We start from the raw sequence: 18,253 nt of genomic DNA on the forward strand, positions 1-18,253 counted from the left end.
AAATTTTGAACTTATTTTCATACACCCTAATTATACAATTGAAACGAAGTGTTTTCAGTAGCTAACTAATGGATGATTAAGGTTAACCCATAATAGACAAATTCTTTAATAAAAATAGACGAAACGATATTTATAAGCTCATTAAATCGCCTCTAGAAATAAAAGTAAGTCTATGACCTATTTTTACACGTATCTTGGCGGTATCCTAAAATTATAGAAAGGTTGTTTTATACAGTGATAAATACTAGTGACAAGTTAAAATATTGGTCAAAATTTTTCTATGATAAAGAAGAGTATTTGGAAAAGAGCCTCAAAGAGGTGTCCAATCTAGAAGTTGGAACCATTATAAATTTGCAGAGAAATGACTTAACTTGGAAATATCAGTGGGAAGAGTTGTTGAAAGGCACGGTGGAAGACCGCTTCTCTACTACTTCGCCCTTATTTTCAGGATTCGTTGAACGTTTTTTATTACTGGCTATTGATTTATTGGAAAAGCAGGGAACAATTCGTGGTTTAGATTCTCATATTTTACATACAAGTAATTCTTTTTTTGAAAGTCTGCTACCTTCTTTATTCCAAAAAATCATAGATTTTAGCTACAAAACTTTAATATTGGAATTGAACGTATTAAGTGATCAGGGACTTCTACAAGGAGAAACTTCAGAAAAGAGGTACCAGTACTTTGAAAATTTGCTACATGACAAAGAGTATTTAAGACAATTGGCCAATGAATATCCTGAGTTAATTCGTTCATTGCTTCGTATAACTGAAAAATGGGCATCACATGTTAGTGAAGTGTTAAATAGGTTTACGGCTGACTATTCGAAAATTGTTTCACATATGCCTGAGGTAAAGCAGTTCGGCAAGCTTGTTCGGCTACATATTGGTGTAGGCGATACTCATGATGGACGAAGTGTAACGATGTTAGAGTTTACGACAGGATGCAAATTGGTATATAAACCCCGTTCACTAAGGGTTGATAAAGGATATTATCGAATTCTATCGTGGATGCGTCAGTTTGGCGTTCCGTATATGAAAATAATAGAAAATATAGATTGTGGAAGTTACGGCTGGACAGAGTTTGTCGAATTTTCTGAGTGCAAATCCCTTGAAGAAATTAGTGAATTCTATAAAAATATGGGCGTAAACTTGGCTATGATGTACATGTTTAACGCTACGGACTTCCATTATGAGAATATTATTGCGCATGGATCTAGCCCTGTTGTAATTGATCTAGAATCCTTATTTCATCGACATATAAGTAAGAAGGAATTTGAACATGACGCCAATGGTCATGCCTATGAAATTCTATATTATTCTGTTATGTCTTCTGGCATGTTACCACAGTACATTTATAACTCAGAGACGTACTCAGGTTTTGACATTAGCGGTATTTTTGGATCCGGTGGAAAAAAAGTACCGAATGCAGTGAGTCTCGTTGATAGAGGAACGGATCGAATGAGGTTAGAAAGAGGTATGGGGGAATCAGGAAAAACTCATAACCTTCCACATTATAATAACGAAGTTGTAGATAGTTATCGATATATTAATGACATTGAACAGGGGTTTGCTCAAGCATACAGGATTATGATGGAGAATAAGCACAGACTGAAAGAAATGATTCGAGAGTTTGACGATGTTAGAGTTAGAGTGATAGTGCGAAATACTAGAGCATATGGTGAACTAATGCGTACGCTATATCATCCTGATTTATTGCGAGACGAATTAGATCGTAAAGTTGTTTTGCATCGATTATGGTTGCAATGCTTAGCTGATCCTAAACATTTAAAATTTGTTCCCTACGAGATGCGTGATATTGAAGATGGGGATATCCCTATCTTTTACACCTGTCCGTCTGAAAGAGATGCTTGGGCATCTAATGGTGAACGAATTCCGCAGTTATTTGAGCAATCAGGTATAGACATTGTAATAAATAAAATCGATAAAATGGGCGAGAAGGACCTAAAAGAACAGTTGCAATTACTAAATATGTCTGTTTTAGCATCTAAGCCAGATCTTTATTCCTATCGTATTCCTGAAATTCAATTAAAAGATTCAAACGATGCGCTAGGATCTAATTGGAAAGCCGAGTATGTCCGATTAGCTACTGCAATTGGAGAAAATTTGGTTCAATCGGCAATTATACCTTCGAATACTGCAGCTGATGATATAACATGGATTGGTTTAGTAGCCAGTGGTGAGGATGAGAGAAAACTGAGACTAATTCCAGTAGGAAATGACCTTTATAATGGGAATAGTGGAATTGCGTTGTTTTTAGGTTATTTATCTGAACTGACTGCAAATAACCAATATAAAAATATAGCTCGAAAAGCATTGCAGCCGTTGCTAGAAATTATGAGGGATAAGTGCAGATCAAATGCTGTATCTTTGAACATTGGAGCATTTGAAGCTGGTAGCATCGGGGGTGGCGTATTTGCTACCTATCAGTTGTCACGCTTATGGAATGATGAAGAGTTACTACAAATTGTTAAAGAATACCTTCCTTATTATTGTGAACTCGTTGATAAAGACACCGCATTCGATTATATAGGTGGTGCAGCTGGAGCTATTGATGTACTTTTACATATATATCATGGAACGGGTTGGACAGAAGCGTTGCAAGGTGCGGAGAAATGTGCGGAGCATTTGCTTCAGAATGCACAAACATTGCCAGATGGTAGCATGGCTTGGTTGACGACACCGAATCGTAAACCCTATGTGGGGTATTCTCACGGCGTATCTGGAATTATTGCTTCATTATCATCGTTATACAGGGTAACTCAACGTGCAGAGTACATTGAATATATTGAAAAAGGATTACAGTATGAGCGTGCAAACTATTGTGCTGAATTGAAAAATTGGGTTACTCCTAATGATACTGCAAGGGTTACATGGTGTCATGGTGCGCCGGGCATATTATTATCTCGACTACGATTGTTGGAAAATGGATATTGGGACGCACATATTGATCAAGAAATTAATATTGCTCTTGAAACAACTCTTAAATTAGGTTTTGGGACAGAACCTGTTTATTGTCACGGCGATTTTGGACAATTAGAAATATTACTTTATGCTAATTCAGTTCTTGATCGTAATGAGGATACTATCAATGTAGTCAGAGCGTATCTGCTCAGACTTCTAAATAATCAACAATGGAATAACACGGGGGTCCATCGTGCTTTTGATATTAAAGGGTTAATGGGTGGTCTGTCAGGTATTGGATTTGGTCTATTAAAGCAGGCATTTCCGGAAAAAGTTCCTAACATTTTGAACTTGGAGAATGATAAATTTTTCTCTGATGTTTCTGGATAAATTGTGTGATTATAAATCAAAGTAGAAGGGAGAGAATGTAATGGCTCGTCGGCGTGTACCGTATGTCGAGCAGATGCATCAGTCGGAGTGTGGACTTTGTTGCCTTGCTATGATATCAGCCTACTATCAAAAGGAAGTTTCTTTATCTAGACTACGTGAAAGGGCGGACGTTGGACGGGATGGTACAACACTATTGCAATTAAAGAGAATTGCTGAGAGTCTAGGTTTTGACGCTAAAGCTTATCGTATCGAACATATTGATCAATTAAAGCAAGTTTCTTTACCAGCAATTCTACATTGGAACCAAGGTCATTTTGTGGTTCTTGAAAAGATAGATAACAATTATGCTCGTATTGTTGACCCACGTTTTGGAAGAATCAAGCTGTCATTAAAGAGCTTCAGCGAGCAATTTACTGGATTTTTGATGACAGTGGATTTAACAGAACGACTCGACGTTGAGAAGGATCAGAATGTTTGGTTAAATTCTTTAGTCTATGTGAAATCACATAAAAATCTGTTCGTATATGTTTTTCTTATTACACTGGCTTTGCAAGTCCTAATAGTAGGTATGCCGTTATTCATGAAGCATGTTATTGACGAAATTATGATTCCGAAAAATTCGAGCTTATCTATAACGGTTTTTATATCTATAATCAGCTTTCTACTGGCATACATGTTAATTACATTCGCGCGCAGTCGTGTTTTGGTTCGATTGCACAATGCTTTGGATTATGAGATGCAGACAAGCTTTTTCTCACATTTATTGAAGTTGCCTTTACCGTTTTTCTTATTACGTTCGTATGGGGACATGCTTTTTCGAATGAATAGCTTGGCCACAATCCGAAATCAGCTCTCAGGCACTCTGATTACAGGTATATTGGATGGCTTCATGTTATTTGTATTGTCAGGTTATATGTTATTCACATCTCCATTGCTTGCGATGGTTGTATTTTTGCTGGTAAGCATAAATATTTTGTTGGTCATTTTCACTAAACGCTATGTAGCAGAGATTAATCAGCAACAAGTGGTGGCAACGACAGAGGTGCAAGCTGTGCAGACAGAGATGTTGTACGGTATTATGGGAGTGAAAATATCAGGGACAGAACAGCAAGTTTACTCCCAATGGCTTAATAAATTCAAGCATTTATTGCAGGTGTACCGCCGTAAGGAAAATTTGAATAGCTACATTACAACAACTAGCAATGGATTGCAGTTTATGTCACCACTCATTGTGCTAAGCATCGGTGTTCTGTTAGTTACTGGTAAATACAGTTCTATGACGATTGGTGAGCTTGTCTCATTTCAAGCAATTGCGACTCTACTTTTCACTACATCATCAAGTCTTATGAATACGATAAACTCATATATTCTTACGACTACTATTTTGAAAAGAACACATGACGTACTGGAATCTCCAATTGAGCAGAATGAAGGTAAATTGCAAGTGAAAGTAAGAGGAGATATTAGACTATCACATGTCAGCTTCTCCTATTCGAAGTATAGTCCGAAGGTGATAAACGACATTTCTTTACATATAAAGCTAGGGCAGAAGATAGCCATTATTGGACAATCTGGTTCTGGGAAATCGACTTTAGCTCATTTGATGATTGGGTTATTTACACCAACCTCGGGGGAAATATACTATGATAATCATGAAACCTCGGATTTGGATATGCAATATGTGCGTAAACAGATGGGAATAGTGCCACAGGATATATCATTACTCAATCGTAGTATTTATGATAACATTGTCCTACACCAGGATGGTGTAACTATGGACGAAGTAGTGCGGGTGGCAAAAGCAGCGAATATTCACGATGAAATTATGGCGATGCCGATGCAATATCAGACAGTTTTGGCTGAAATGGGCAGGAATATTTCAGGAGGGCAAAGACAACGAATAGCTTTAGCCAGGGCACTACTTAATAATCCAACCGTACTAGTGTTGGATGAAGCAACGAGCGCTTTGGATCATATAAGTGAAGCGCGGGTAGATGAATATTTATCTAGTATTAATTGTACACGAATAGTGATAGCCCATCGGTTATCGACGGTGATGAATAGCGACACGATCATTGTTTTAGAGAATGGTAAGGTTTGCGATGTAGGAAATCACAATCAATTGTTACATACTTCAAATTATTATCAATATTACTATAGAGAAATGAGCTCATAACTGATTTTTCTTTACAGACTGTTCTTAATGAATTCATGAAATGAGGCTGTACTTATATTGTAAGGAGTGGGACAATTGAAAACGGTACTATCGGTGCAACACCTAACGAAAGAAATCAAAGGCAAGTTGATTGTGCAAGACATATCATTCGATGTGGTAGAGGGAGAGATTGTTGGACTACTTGGTGCGAACGGAGCGGGTAAGACAACCACGATGAAGATGATAGTTGGTCTAAGCACAATAAGTGCCGGGGACGTGCAGATTGCAGGTTACAGTATTAAGAGTCAGTTTTCTAAAGCACTCTTCAATGTAGGGGCAGTGATTGAAGCACCTGCATTCTATCCTTATTTGAGTGGATACGAAAATTTACGTCAATATCAGCGTTTGCACAAAAATGCGAGTAAGGATTGGTTGCTGGAGGTAGCCAGTCTAACCGGTATAGAACATGCGCTTGAGCAGCGAGTAAGTACGTACTCCATGGGAATGAAACAACGCTTGGGGATTGCACAAGCACTACTGCGAAAGCCAAAGTTGCTTGTGTTAGATGAGCCAATGAATGCACTTGATCCTGCTGGTGTCCGTGAAACCCGGAACTATTTGAATAGAATTGCGGCAGATTTGGGCGTAGCAATTGTGATTTCCAGTCATCAACTTTCTGAGATTGAGCAGATGGCACGCCGAGTGGTTATTATGCAGAATGGTTGCTTAGTGACAGAGGAGCGGATTGATGATGGGTTAAATGATGGAAAATTCTATATCACTCTTCACGTCGATAATGTTGAGCTTACAAGCGAAGTTGTGGTTAACTTGTTTGGAGATGATCATCATGCATTGGATTATACGCAGACAAAGAAATTATCTAACGGTTTGCATACTATGACAGTAGCTATTGATGAAGGTCAAGTTCCAAAGCTGATTCGAGCATTGTGTGATGCCAGGGTGGAAGTTCATCGGGTCTTGCCGGCACATACGAGTTTAGAGGATAAGTTTTTAAAATGGACAACTGCGCGTGGTGAGGTGAATTAAGTTGTTATGGAATGAATGTTTGAAGATAGTGAATAAAAAAATCTTTATTCTTTCACACATTGGTTTTATTGTGATGACTGTACTGTTATCTTGGGCATACACCAGTAATATCAAGGCTGATGATACAGTGACTCAAGTGGTAAATGCTTTGCTTGGCCTATCGGGAATGCTTGTTATTTTACCTTGGGCGATTGTTTTATCACCTCTTATTTGGACGGATGAGTATCAATATGGTACTCTGAAACAACTGTTCCTGCATACATCCTCGCGTTCACGGTTGTATGTTGCAAAAATTGCTGCGATGATTTTGCTCATCATTACGGGTATTGTTAATATATTCATTGTTTCTTTTTTAGCGAATCTTCTGGTGTCGCCCCAAAACATACAATGGGGCGACATGACGGATGTTATATATTCTATCGGAGCAATCGTATTGCAATGTTGCATATATGCAAGTCTAGCATCCTTGATTGGCGTGTGGACGAGATCAGCTGCTATTGCAGTAGGAAGTAGCTTAGTGCTATACTTTTTACAAATGATATTTGGTGGTAGTCTCGTATCTATATCATGGACACACATTCTATTTATTCATCATGATGATTTAAGTGTCTATTGGAGCACGTCACCATATAAATCGGAATTAGCTGGCTTACCTATGTCGTTAGCGATAGATATCGCCTATATTTTGTGTTTCTTTGCAATTGGATTATGGTTGTTCGTCAAAGAGAGAGGAGCAGACTAAACATAAAACGGAGCTAAGAGTGAGCAAAATAGGATACAGTTATGTCGCTTATGGCGATACTCGGGATAACTGTATGGAAGACGAAATAATGAATGTGAAACTGAAAGTAGCCAATAATGATAAGTGACAATTGATTACGCTAGTCCAATAAATCAGTAGCAGTCTAGGACTTTATTTTTGTCAAAGACTACCGCTGGTTTTAAATTAAAGTCAGACTAACATTTTATCTTTTCCGGCAGAAACAATAAAATCAGTTTCTGCCATTTTAGTTAGACCAATGTTAGCTCCCGTGGCCATCGTTGCAGCTAGGGATTTAATAATTTCATCGCCTTTAGGCGATTTATTTGTTAATGCGTGAATCAGTTGCTGTTCAAATTTAGTCTAATTCGATACTTTTAACAGTAAATCTGTTAGTTTCATACGTGGTAACATATTGTTTAGCTTAGCACTTAATTTTTTTGCGTTTTCTGGGATATCTTGTTCTAAATGATTAATACGTAAAGATATCCATATTCTTTACGTATTTCTTCTAAGTGCTCTCGCCTAGTAAGTTCTTGTTTCGAATATACTTCATAGAACGTGTGGTCTACACCAATTTGTTTGGTAACAAACTTTAAGAGTCTTTCAGGAATTGCTGGCATATTCGTAACAGTACATCCAGGATATCTTAATATACAGAGTTGAACAGCAAATTCCAAACGATTATGATCTCTACGATGTTGATTAATGATTTCAAGATCCTCTATAGAAAATGTGTAATGCAATGCTAGCTCATTTTCTATTTCAACAAAAATATGTAATAGTTCTTCCCTTTGTACAGGCGTGAGAAGTTCTTTTCCCCTCATAACATTTCCTACATTTATAAAAGTAATGAGTTTATTTGTTAGTGTATTGATACAATGTTGTTTTACTTAGATTTGTAGCCTCTGTAATTTGTTTAATGCTATATTCTTTACTTTGATGCATTTTAAGAGCTATTTCAAATTTATCTGTATGTTTTTTGCGGTCTTCCTCCTTTTTTCCCACGAGTTCTAGCTACGTTTAATCCTGTTTTAGTATGTTCGCTAATAATATCTCTTTCTAATTCTGCAATACTTGCCAAGAATTTCCCTATAACATTAGATGTATCAATGCTGTCATGAATAGAAATAAAATCTACACCTGGTTCTTTGAATTTTCCACTTAACTCCATTAGTTGTTTTGTAGATTAAGAAATTCGATCAATTTTGTAAACAACTATCTTATCGCCTTTACGGAATACCTTTAGTAACTCTTCGATTTGCGGATAATCTTTTTTTATTCCTGTCATTTTCTCCTGACATGGCCTTTCTACACCATATTGTTGCAAAGCATCTATTTGCATATCAAGATTTTGTTCTTCTGTACTGACACTAGCATAACCAAAAATCAAATTGTTTCACTTTCTATCTAAATATATCTATTAAAATAGGATCAAAAACATGTATTAGAAACATATATTCTTATTTAATTAATAGCGGATAGGTGTTTGCAAATAAATTATATCAATCAGAAGTTGTTTACAAAGAAATATGTGATTCTAAAATTGTTGCGAAACTAGCCGTTGCATACAGAAAGAAGAATATAAACCCAGTGTTACAAGAGTTTTTGAAAATAGCGAAAGGCAAGGTGATGAACACATTTACAAAATGACGAGAAAAATGACAAAATTGTAAGAATACACGAATGTTTGTAAGGAAGTTCGATGTTTTCCTTTTTCTTTTTTTATTATAGTGAGAAAGAAGAAGGAGATGGAAATGTCATACTCATGGTGATACCTATTTTTATGAAAGTAAAAAAAGCGTGGGAGGGGAAGTAAGATGATGTTTTCTCAGCTCGTGTTTAAAAACATTAGTCGAAATATACGTACGTATGCCGCTTATTTTTTAAGTGAAAACGTCATGTTAGAGTAAGAAACTGTACATTCATATATTTAAGAAGTAGTTAGGTCTCATTTAAACCTTTTTTCCCATAATAAAATTATAAACGTACAAGAAGGTTGGTATTTTTAGATGAGTACAATAATCAAAATTATTCATGTAATGAAGGTATATGGCAATCAGTTATACACCTTACTATAAAGGAGGGATTTGAAAATGTCTTTTTCTCAATTCAATATTGATATTTTTCGAGCAATTAATGATTTAGGTAAACAATATTCATTCCTAAACTCAGCCATGGTATTTTTGGCAGAATATATGGTATATATTTTGGCCTTAATTATTATAGCTTATTGGTTTACCGGGTCCAGAAAAAGTAGGATGATGGTTATTCAAGCGATGGTTGCTTTTGTAATTGCTGAGGTGATTGGAAAAATAGCAGGGAAATTTCATTTGAATTATCAACCGTTTGCAGTATTGCCTGATGTTAATAAACTTGTCGACCATGCTGTAGATAATTCATTTCCTAGTGACCATACGATTCTCTTTTTTTCGATTTGTTTTTCGTTTTGGCTTGTTCGTAAAAAGACTGGATGGTTATGGATTATACTTGCATTTTGTGTAGCGATCTCTCGTATTTGGGTAGGGGTTCATTATCCTTTTGATGTTGCAATAGGGGCTTTAATAGGGTGTGTTTCAGCGTTATTTTCGTATTGGTTAGTACCGAAATTTTCTTTTATCATGCAATTGCTTACTCTATATGAAAGAGTAGAGAAACGTGTTCTACCATACAAAAACAAATCAAAGGAATTTTGAGTATACAAGTTAGCGTGAAAAATACAGATGCTGACGATCTATATATGGAATGTATTCATGTTGCAGCTGTTGCTGAACAAATTAAAGAGCAACAACGAATGAAGAAGGCTTCTTAATCTTTTGTGTTTGTGGATGTGATAAGCACCCAGGTTTTAGGAAGTGTTACGGTTCTATTTCTTTACAAAGTAAACGTCAATTAACTCCAAAATATACAATAAAGATTGATTTTGGAGTTTTTTTGTTTACTTCACTTTTTTTCGGCACTCTACAGCTAGATGGCAATTACTTTGACCCCAGCAAGACTTTATCAATTTCTTCTTTAGTGTTTAAATTGATGTTGGGCAGCGTTTTAAGCAAATAATGAATATAATGATAGGGACTTAGAGTGTTCTCTTTTGCAGTTTCCACCAAACTATACATGATGGCACTTCCTCTAGCACCCCACGGTGTATTTTAGAACATCCAATTCTTCCTCACAATTACAAATGGTTTAATAGAACGTTCACTTCAATTGTTATCAATTTCTAAATGACCGTCTAATAAAAAGGCTTTAATATGCTTCCATTGATTCAAACAATAAGTGTTGGCTTTTCCTAGCTCACTTTTTGGTAAAATACGATCTTTCTGTTCATGAGGCCATGCTGAAAAAGGACAAGAATGGGCCTGCTTCTTTCAAGTCGATGCTTATATGGCTTGACGTGTTTGAGATTCCTTTCATTTGAATAGAGTTGATTACAGAAGTGTATGCCTTCGCTCACCTTCACTTTTTTCCTCTTCTGTGATTCAGGTAAAGCTTTTAAGGCTTCATCGAACTTTCGTCTCACATGCGCCCAACGACAAGAGTGACATCCGGTACTTGATGATAACCACTATATCCATCTACTTGTAAATATCCTTCGAAACCAGTTAAAAAACGTTTCAGATGTTTGCCTGCTCTTGTAAGTTGATAGTCATAGAGGACATTCGTAGTCGATTAAGCGGGCTCTTTATGGCTATTTTTTTAGGAAGTATTGTTGGATTGTTTATTAGAGAATGGGCATATGCCTTAGGTGAATGGAATCTAACATTATGGATGGGAATCGCTTTTCCGACCATAGTCCTTCTTTATTTTTCTACAGAGGAATAGTTTTATAATTGAATTTTATTAGACAGGATACTGAATGCCTGTGCATCGGTATATCTGAGCTTTAAAAATTATTTGTGAATTGTATTGAGTTTTTGTAATAGAACCAAATTTTTATTCTTTATTGCTGTAAGGGGGAAAGGCTCAACATGTTAAATATGTTTAAAATCCGCATATTAACTATGAGCCATCTATGCTTGGTGGGTATAAAGATGCAACCGAAAAGCATCATCCACATCAACCTATGTACAATGCATGGTCGCATCTTCGCCAAAATTCTGGTTTCCATGATGCTTTTGAAGAAATTCTAAAATCCGCGAAAGTACTTATAACCGAAGGGAAAATGCCCCAAATTGTAAAAAAAGCATTTAGTGATCTAGGTATCGCAAAATCTTAAATTATTTAAACAAGGATGAGGAAATGATTTTTGCAAAAAGACGCCTAACTTAGGTGCCTTTTTGCTTTGCAATTTTTGAGATGAATAAGCATATATTTTCGAATTAAAGTTTCATCTAGAAAAATTTCATATGAAGCAAGGTAATGAGGATAAACTATAATATTCCTCAAGAGAGAAGCGAATAAGCCATGGTATACAGATAATTTTGGTTATATAATTGAAATTTATGAATTTATATACCTACATTCAAATTAAAGATAGTTTTTCAAATATTTTATTAATATTTTTCATCATTCATATCCCAAACAAAGCGACAGATAAACTATGTATTTTTTATATAATAAAATTAAAAATTAAACTAAATAATAAAAGGTTCAGCAATCATAGGGAAGGAGAGCTGAACCTTTTATTATTTTTCTTTCCCTATTCTACCTAAACTATCTTTAATAGTTGTTTCCCCAAGTTGAGTGTATAACAATGCTGTATCTTGACTCGTATGCCCAAGTTGCTGCATCACTTGTAACGAGTCTTTTTCTTCCATATATAATTTATTTGCTAATGTATGTCTTAATTTATGAGGAGACATTCTTTTTCCATATGCTTTAGTATATTTTTCTACAATATCTTGGATAGCCCTAACCGAAAGAGGCTGTGCAGTATGTTTATACCTCGATAAAAACACATTTTTTAATTCTTTTCCTGGAGCATATTTGTTATCTCTGATTTCCATATACTTTTCAAGATCATTCAATGCAATGGGGGTAATCCATACAGAATCTTCTTTGTTTCCTTTTCGGATTACATCAATCAGTCTTTCTTTTAAGTTTATATCTTCCATACGAAGATCGGCCAATTCGCTTACTCGAATACCACTACCAAGAAAGAGAGAGAGGATAGCTACATCACGATCTTTATCTCTTAGGAAATAGAATAACTGATGTTTTGTTAAAGATTTTTCATGTTCATATTTAACGTAATTCAAAAATTCTTGATCGTCATCATTATGGAATATTTTAGATCTCATACGTTTTGCACGAGCATTTAATGTTTCTTTATCTTTATGTATTTCTATTTTAGCCATTACATTTCTATAAAAATAACATTCTCCATCTTCATTCTCTGATAGGGAGGTAAGGTACTTAAATAAAGACTTTAAGGCAGAAATTTTTCTGTTAACAGAGGAATTCTGCATGTTTTGTTGTAATTTTAAGAATCTCATAAAGTTCTCAACATCTTTTTTCTTTAAATTCTCCAGATCAGAGAAGGATATGTCTTTAATAGGTTTTAATTCAATAATTTGTTCGGATAATAACCAATTAAAGAAGACTCTAAAATCATATACATAATTCAGTAGGGTGGAGGGAGAGGCATCATGCAATTCTTTGTACTCCACAAATTCTTCTATGTAAAAGGGCATTTCATTTAGATTCTCGTATAATTTTTTACGATGTACGGATTTTTGACGTTGCTTGCTGTAATCCATAAAAATCACCTCATATATACTATAACAGAAAAGAGGAGCGAACACAAGTTCGCATTAAATTCAATTTTTACACATACTTGTTTACATAATTAAATTATAGTTTCTAGGATATACCTGAAATTGAATAGGGATAGTGTAATCATTCTATTGAAAATGATAGATAACTAAATGATAAATTAAAATTACATTATAATACTAGTAGAAAAATCATATGTGAATATAGATAAAATAAAGGATTTTTCACACTAAAATCAATATGTGGAAACAGTTTAAAAGTTGTTATCAAATATGAATTGATTATTTTAATCATGATTATGAGGAGTTAATTAGATCAACATAAGAAAAAATCTTATAAATTAAAATGTAATTTACTATAAAAATTATTAATGAGTAACTCAGCATTTAATAATTTCTATATAAAGTATGAATTGTCTGGGCACATATCAATACACTAAGATTAATGCAATTGAGCTCAAACATCCTAAATACTGTATTAGAGTTTTATTTAACTTTATTATTGTTCGTAAAATCGGGATTTCGTGCGAAGTTTTGAAGTTTTTGTTTTTTGCTTCTTTATAAATGCATCGTTCACTTCCCTTTCGTCATTATGAATATCTTTTAGTTTCAGATACATTCGACTATACACATTAATATCGATTACATGGTTGTTTCTAAGACATAGCCAGTATATTTGCTTTTCCTAGCTTGATGGATGTGTGGCGGTATCCCATTTCTATCAAGCTAATAATTTGAAATATCCCTAAAACGAAAATTTTATTTATAGCTGACCTTCGGAATTCAATTCACTTTTTTCGCTTTTGAGGACGATGCATTCCTTAACTTGGTAGGCATGGGGACCACCATCTTGATTTAAGTGCATATGTTTGTCAGAGAAAGTGGACTATAGGTTAAGGATCACAGCCTTGCATCAGTGGATGATGGAACTAACTTGTAATTCCATAATACAAGCTCCTCTTTCATTACAATATGATACTATACTACCTTAACTTAATGATATATATCATTACTCGTACCATTATATATAAAAGTACATAAATATTTCTAGATGCTTTCCCCTACTCTTTTTGTAATATATGTTTTTTCTATTTTTTTTGCATTAAGATAGTAGATATATCATAGAATTTCTCGTTTTTTTCCTTTAAATACAAAACCTCCCCCATTTCCATAAAAAATGGGGGAGCAAAAAATAGAGTATCGCCATAATACTTATATATACTGTAATCTTTCCAATCCAGAAATTGGAGACCTATTTGGCATAGAAGGTCGAACTTCTACAAAAGCAGGCATTATGCTGGATGGTAATTCTGAGATTGCGACAGCCAATTGACCTATATCCCGTGGGCGCATTTTCCATTCATCATTTTCCATCGATCTATTGGCAATTGCTCCTAAGGATAGGTGACTAACACGTATTCCTTCATATCTTAAATCTTGTATTGCCGCCTCTGCCATTGCGTGCAAAGCAGATTTTGTACTTGAATATGCAACACCTTGCTCAAAGTAGTATTCACCCGCATGGCTTCCAATAAATATAATTAGCCCTTTACTCTGCTTTAGCATAGGAGCAGTAAACTGAATCAACCATAATGGGGCTGAAAGATTTGTACTTATACTGTCTTGCCAATCTTGTTCTGTTATCTTTGAAATGTTATTAAATCTTCTTATACCTGCATTATTTATTAATATATCTATTTTTCCATATCGTCTAATTATCCCAGCAACAGACTTTTCAATATCTATCTTTTGTGAAAGATCACATTGAATTTCTTCTAACCATTCTTCTTTACACAAAGTCCGATTCAATCCAATAACCTTGTGCCCTTTTTCCGCAAATGATTTTGCAATTCCGTATCCCAAACCACGATTTGCACCAGTTATTACTACTATTTTCACTTTAAAACACCACCTATTTTCTCAAAATGTTATTTTTATAACTTAGATGGCACATTAATGTTATAAAAATAATTATTAAAGTTTGCTAAAAAGTCATTAATTTGTTTTTCTTTTTCATATAAAGATTTTTTTCTTTTAACTATTTTTGCTGAAATCTCTTCAATTTTTTCATAGACTATTAATCCATTTTCAACAAGTGTCTTACCTGACTGCACTATTTCCACAATACAATCCGCCATATTCAATACTGGAGCAATTTCCACCGAACCATTTAAATGTATCACTTCTATATCATGGTATTGCTGATCAAAATATTTCTTTGTAATTACAGGATATTTACTTGCTACAGATTTTACATCTTTTATATTTATTCCAGGTTTTGCACAAACACACAGTTCACATTGGCCAATTTTAAGATCAAGTATATCTACAAAACCTTCACCTTTTTCTAATAGTAAATCACTTCCTACAACGCCTAAATCAGCAATTCCTTTCTCTAAAAAAAGTAAAATATCTACTGATTTCACCAAGATAAAGCGCAAATTTTGTTCACTTAAGTCAAAACACAGTTCACGCGAACTCTCTAAATCTAAGGGGATATTAATCCCACTTGCTCTTAGAATCTGCAAGGTTTCTGATAATAAGCGTCCCTTTGAAAGAGCAATTGTAATAAACTCTTCATTCACTGACAAAGTGATTCCTCTCTTCATAGAAAATATAAAATCAAATGTTAATAATTTTTCATTTTCTTCTTTGTTTACTTTTTCCTTAGTACATCTTCTATACGTAAAACTTCAAATGGAATTAAAACTCCTACACTTTTAATTCTCCCTGTTAAGTGCCCAATAACAATGTCCGAGGTACATCCCAATAACATGTAGGCATCTGCCTTATTCATATGATTTGCTTGAGCTATTATCTTTGTAGAAGTATCTACGCCCATCTTAACAGCTTCTTCAAATGTCTCCCCAAATCCAATTATTACAAGCCCTTGTTCTACCTGTAAAATGGGAGTAGGAATATTATTTTCAAATATATTTATATTTATTTGTAAAGTTCCTGATGCCTCTAAAGCAATCCCTGAGGGTTCTCCATTTCCTTGTAAAGCATGTAAGTCACCAGCGTATAATAAACCACCTTCGACAGCTACTGGTAAATAAATTGTTGTTCCTTCAACCAACCAGCGGATATCTAAATTCCCTCCGTATTTACATGTTGCACCATTTCTTGTTCTAAAGGGATCAGCTAGTCCTATCCCTCCCAAGCTAGGTCTAACCTGTAAATCAATTCCCTCAAAATCTATCCTATTATTTTTAATTTCTATTTTCTTATAATTCCGTTCTGTGAATTGACCCTTCAACACTCCTGAAGAACGTGAAATACATGTATATGCATACTTGGCTAAATGAATATTTTTAATTTTTATAGCTACTGTCATTCCTGGCAAAGCTCCATTGATATAAACTGGCCCTGTAAACGGATGATGTTCGCCTTTATTAATTACATTATTTAATTCCTCTTCATTATCCGTCTCTTGTGAAAATGCATTCATTACCTCCATTGAGATTTCTTGACCTGGATTTACATATAAAACCGGTTCTCTCTCTGGAGATAACTCAAAACTAGCTGTATCGATTGAGTATTCAATAAAATTCACATCTACTTTATTCATCTTATTATTTCATACTCTCTACAGGCATTATACGTTTCAATATTTCTTCATAAGCATGTACCAAGTCCCCTTTGTTGTAACGAAATACATCTTTATCTAGAGATTGGTTTGTTTCTATATCCCAAAGACGCATACCATCTGGAGAAATTTCATCTCCTATTACCAAATCACCTGCTGCATTTCTTCCCATTTCGAACTTAAAATCAACTAACTTTACACCTCTTTCCAAAAGAAAATCTTTTAAAATAGCATTTAATTCAAAAGCTATCTCTCTGATAACTTCTATTTCTCTTTTAGTAGCAATGCCCATTGCAACAATGTAATCGGAATTCATCATCGGATCGTTTGAATATTTGAGGTCTAATTTTAAAATAGGCTGATTAAAAACTTGTCCATATTGGATAGGATAATTCCTTACAATTGAACCAGCCGCAATATTTCGGGGGATTATCTCCAATTTAATCATATCTAATTTGTTAACTTTCATTCTCCCCATTCCTATATTGGATATATAATGATTAGGTACCCCTTTTTTATGGAGCAACTCAAATATGTGTGAAGAAAATTCACATCTTAGTATTCCAGTTCCTATAATTCGAGCATTTTTATTTTGTGTATAAGAAGATACACTATCCAAAAAATGCATGATAATTGAATCATTTTCCTCACCATAATACATCGACTTTGACTTACCACATGTATATAACAAACCGTTTTTCGTCATTATATCCTATCCTTTCCATTTATAAGTTATAGTCTTTATATAGAAAAAATCCCATGTAAAGTGTGTGCTACACCATCATTTTCATTTGTTGGTGCAATACAATTCGCTTTTAACTGCACATCTTTTCCAGAGTTACCCATAGCGACCCCAAAACCAACTAGTTCCAACATTCCAATATCGTTTTCTGCATCACCAAAGGCCACTATGTTTGAAAGTGGGACACTGTAGTGATTCGCTATCCACTTTACAGCCGCTGCTTTCCCTGCATTTTTACACAAAATTTCTATCCAAACTTTACGGGAGTCGGAAAATGTATAAATTAAGTGCTCTTTGAAATGTTTTTCTAAAATTCTGATAATAAATTCGGTATTTCCCCTAACAATCAATTTAGATAAATGATCATCTAAAAAAGTTGACGGATATCCTATTGCATGTGGTGGACAACCAGCATCAATCCAGCACTGTACATCTTTATCAATTACATCCACCCAAAACTCGTTATTCTTTTCAGCTAAATAATTTTCAATACTTTTTTCTTCTCTTAATACTTCAAATAATTTTTTCACTATGGAAATATCAATCATATTAGATGAAAGTATTTTACTGTTTCTATTATCAAAAATTAATGCCCCATTATAACAAATGCTTGGAGTATCCAGTTCTAATCCTTTTAAATATATTTCTATATCTCTTGGTGCTCTCGCCGTTGCAAGAATAACAGGTATTTTCATTTGATTTAAAGATTGTATAGTTTTTACTGTTTTATTACTAATCTCTTTATTATTGTTTAGCAAAGTACCATCTAAATCACATATGACAATTTCAAACGTAGAATTCATTTTAAATAACTCCTAAACAAGAATTAAAATCTCTTTATTTATCAATTTTTCGTCAATACTTAATTTATTATTTACAAAAGCAAGAAAGTATCCACCACTAAATATTTCTTATCTAATGGTGGATACTCTAA

Annotated in this window: 14 protein-coding genes and 5 pseudogenes; 8 read left to right on the top strand and 11 right to left on the bottom strand. The window is 34.4% G+C overall.

Annotated features, from left to right (window positions below; translation table 11 throughout):
• The first annotated feature begins 234 nt into the window (after positions 1 to 234).
• From ACUN26_RS27920 to ACUN26_RS27935, 4 genes are all read left to right on the top strand, one after another.
• Entirely contained in the window at positions 235 to 3,312 is a 3,078-nt protein-coding gene (locus tag ACUN26_RS27920; RefSeq protein ID WP_000611163.1) for a type 2 lanthipeptide synthetase LanM family protein, read from the top strand.
• 40 nt (positions 3,313 to 3,352) lie between these two features.
• Entirely contained in the window at positions 3,353 to 5,488 is a 2,136-nt protein-coding gene (locus tag ACUN26_RS27925) for a peptidase domain-containing ABC transporter (RefSeq protein WP_000124051.1), read from the top strand.
• A gap of 75 nt (positions 5,489 to 5,563) precedes the next feature.
• The gene (locus ACUN26_RS27930) at positions 5,564 to 6,514 is read left to right on the top strand and encodes an ABC transporter ATP-binding protein (protein ID WP_000859763.1); all 951 of its coding nucleotides are present in this window, start codon (positions 5,564 to 5,566) and stop codon (positions 6,512 to 6,514) included.
• Position 6,515: 1 nt separating this feature from the next.
• Positions 6,516 to 7,256 carry an ABC transporter permease gene (locus ACUN26_RS27935; RefSeq protein WP_000964512.1) on the top strand — a complete coding sequence of 247 codons (741 nt, stop codon included), beginning with the start codon at positions 6,516 to 6,518 and terminating at the stop codon, positions 7,254 to 7,256.
• Positions 7,257 to 7,759: 503 nt separating this feature from the next.
• Here the strand turns inward: ACUN26_RS27935 and ACUN26_RS27940 are convergent.
• Both ACUN26_RS27940 and ACUN26_RS27945 read right to left on the bottom strand, forming a co-directional pair.
• Positions 7,760 to 8,101: pseudogene (locus ACUN26_RS27940) on the bottom strand (DUF4158 domain-containing protein); the annotation flags it as partial.
• A gap of 31 nt (positions 8,102 to 8,132) precedes the next feature.
• Positions 8,133 to 8,667 (bottom strand): annotated as a pseudogene (locus ACUN26_RS27945) (recombinase family protein).
• A gap of 92 nt (positions 8,668 to 8,759) precedes the next feature.
• Between ACUN26_RS27945 and ACUN26_RS27950 the strand changes: the two are divergent.
• Together ACUN26_RS27950 and ACUN26_RS27955 are read left to right on the top strand one after the other, a co-directional pair.
• Positions 8,760 to 8,927, top strand: a pseudogene (locus ACUN26_RS27950) (LysR family transcriptional regulator); the annotation flags it as partial.
• A 443-nt stretch (positions 8,928 to 9,370) separates the two neighbouring features.
• A complete protein-coding gene (locus tag ACUN26_RS27955; protein ID WP_000010591.1) occupies positions 9,371 to 9,970 on the top strand; it encodes an undecaprenyl-diphosphatase in 600 nt (199 codons plus the stop codon).
• 282 nt (positions 9,971 to 10,252) lie between these two features.
• Here the strand turns inward: ACUN26_RS27955 and ACUN26_RS27960 are convergent, their stop codons facing one another.
• From ACUN26_RS27960 to ACUN26_RS27970, 3 genes and pseudogenes are all read right to left on the bottom strand, one after another.
• A complete protein-coding gene (locus tag ACUN26_RS27960) occupies positions 10,253 to 10,390 on the bottom strand; it encodes a transposase domain-containing protein (protein WP_000287134.1) in 138 nt (45 codons plus the stop codon).
• A gap of 87 nt (positions 10,391 to 10,477) precedes the next feature.
• Positions 10,478 to 10,794: pseudogene (locus ACUN26_RS27965) on the bottom strand (IS66 family transposase).
• Positions 10,791 to 10,892, bottom strand: coding sequence for an IS66 family transposase (locus tag ACUN26_RS27970; protein WP_080001332.1), 102 nt, complete (start codon positions 10,890 to 10,892; stop codon positions 10,791 to 10,793). The pseudogene ACUN26_RS27965 and the gene ACUN26_RS27970 overlap by 4 nt, the downstream one beginning before the upstream one ends.
• Before the next feature lie 36 nt (positions 10,893 to 10,928).
• On the opposite strand from ACUN26_RS27970, the pseudogene ACUN26_RS27975 reads away from it, so the two are divergent.
• A pseudogene (locus ACUN26_RS27975) lies at positions 10,929 to 11,096 on the top strand (MFS transporter); the annotation flags it as partial.
• A gap of 190 nt (positions 11,097 to 11,286) precedes the next feature.
• Positions 11,287 to 11,490 (top strand): hypothetical protein, encoded by a 204-nt coding sequence (locus tag ACUN26_RS27980; RefSeq protein WP_000900521.1) that lies wholly within the window; start codon positions 11,287 to 11,289, stop codon positions 11,488 to 11,490.
• Positions 11,491 to 11,899: 409 nt separating this feature from the next.
• On the opposite strand, the gene xerS is transcribed toward ACUN26_RS27980, so the two are convergent.
• From xerS to ACUN26_RS28010, 6 genes are all read right to left on the bottom strand, one after another.
• Entirely contained in the window at positions 11,900 to 12,973 is a 1,074-nt protein-coding gene (gene xerS / locus ACUN26_RS27985) for a tyrosine recombinase XerS (protein WP_000386612.1), read from the bottom strand.
• Positions 12,974 to 14,200: 1,227 nt separating this feature from the next.
• On the bottom strand, positions 14,201 to 14,887 hold the full coding sequence (locus tag ACUN26_RS27990; RefSeq protein WP_000707038.1) for an SDR family NAD(P)-dependent oxidoreductase: 687 nt from the start codon (positions 14,885 to 14,887) through the stop codon (positions 14,201 to 14,203).
• Positions 14,888 to 14,922: 35 nt separating this feature from the next.
• Positions 14,923 to 15,579, bottom strand: a complete 657-nt coding sequence (hisG, locus tag ACUN26_RS27995) for an ATP phosphoribosyltransferase (protein ID WP_000115576.1) — start codon at positions 15,577 to 15,579, stop codon at positions 14,923 to 14,925.
• A gap of 65 nt (positions 15,580 to 15,644) precedes the next feature.
• Positions 15,645 to 16,559 carry an acetamidase/formamidase family protein gene (locus ACUN26_RS28000; RefSeq protein WP_001044905.1) on the bottom strand — a complete coding sequence of 305 codons (915 nt, stop codon included), beginning with the start codon at positions 16,557 to 16,559 and terminating at the stop codon, positions 15,645 to 15,647.
• Positions 16,560 to 16,563: 4 nt separating this feature from the next.
• The gene (locus ACUN26_RS28005) at positions 16,564 to 17,283 is read right to left on the bottom strand and encodes a phosphoribosylaminoimidazolesuccinocarboxamide synthase (protein ID WP_000164572.1); all 720 of its coding nucleotides are present in this window, start codon (positions 17,281 to 17,283) and stop codon (positions 16,564 to 16,566) included.
• Between the two features lie 35 nt (positions 17,284 to 17,318).
• Complete coding sequence (locus ACUN26_RS28010) at positions 17,319 to 18,122, bottom strand: Cof-type HAD-IIB family hydrolase (protein ID WP_001089198.1); 804 nt, start codon at positions 18,120 to 18,122, stop codon at positions 17,319 to 17,321.
• Between the last annotated feature and the right edge of the window lie 131 nt (positions 18,123 to 18,253).

The sequence above is a fragment of the Bacillus sp. WC2503 genome, from assembly GCF_052682895.1.

Coding starts and splice junctions, on each gene's coding strand:
- ACUN26_RS27925 (WP_000124051.1), top strand. CDS start 3,353: ATGGCTCGTCGGCGTGTACCGTATGTCGAGCAGATGCATCAGTCGGAG.
- ACUN26_RS27955 (WP_000010591.1), top strand. CDS start 9,371: ATGTCTTTTTCTCAATTCAATATTGATATTTTTCGAGCAATTAATGAT.
- ACUN26_RS27960 (WP_000287134.1), bottom strand. CDS start 10,390: ATGTATAGTTTGGTGGAAACTGCAAAAGAGAACACTCTAAGTCCCTAT.
- ACUN26_RS27980 (WP_000900521.1), top strand. CDS start 11,287: ATGCTTGGTGGGTATAAAGATGCAACCGAAAAGCATCATCCACATCAA.
- xerS (WP_000386612.1), bottom strand. CDS start 12,973: ATGGATTACAGCAAGCAACGTCAAAAATCCGTACATCGTAAAAAATTA.
- ACUN26_RS28000 (WP_001044905.1), bottom strand. CDS start 16,559: ATGAATAAAGTAGATGTGAATTTTATTGAATACTCAATCGATACAGCT.
- ACUN26_RS28005 (WP_000164572.1), bottom strand. CDS start 17,283: ATGACGAAAAACGGTTTGTTATATACATGTGGTAAGTCAAAGTCGATG.
- ACUN26_RS28010 (WP_001089198.1), bottom strand. CDS start 18,122: ATGAATTCTACGTTTGAAATTGTCATATGTGATTTAGATGGTACTTTG.